Source organism: Streptomyces sp. NRRL S-1022 (assembly GCF_000720135.1).
GTDB lineage: Bacteria > Actinomycetota > Actinomycetes > Streptomycetales > Streptomycetaceae > Streptomyces.
The window spans coordinates 1-327 of record NZ_JOIU01000171.1 but is presented as its reverse complement, the minus strand read 5'-3'; the positions used below and the strand labels follow the sequence as shown (position 1 = coordinate 327).

1 protein-coding gene is annotated in these 327 nt (G+C 69.7%); it reads left to right on the top strand.

What is annotated here, in order from left to right:
• A partial coding sequence (locus tag IG05_RS43320) for an MMPL family transporter (RefSeq protein ID WP_158839173.1) occupies positions 1 to 327 on the top strand: 327 nt, incomplete at both ends.

Below are 327 nucleotides of genomic sequence, written 5' to 3'. Positions count from 1 at the left end.
CGCTGGTGCTGTCCACGCTGGGCTTCCTCAAGCAGATGGGCCCGGCGCTGGCCATCGCGGTCTCGGTCACCCTGATCGCGGGTCTGACCCTGATCCCGGCCGTGGTCTCGCTGATCGGACCGAAGGTGTTCTGGCCGTCCAAGAGCTGGCAGCGGGAGCCGGAGAACGCCCGTTTCGCCGCCCTCGGCCGTGGGGTGCAGCGACGCCCCGCCCTGACCGCGGGGCTGTCCGGTCTGGTCCTGGTGGCGCTCTCGCTGGGCATCTTCGGCTACAACGCCACCTTCGACCTGGCGTCCGGCTCCATGCCCAAGACCAAGGAGTCGATGG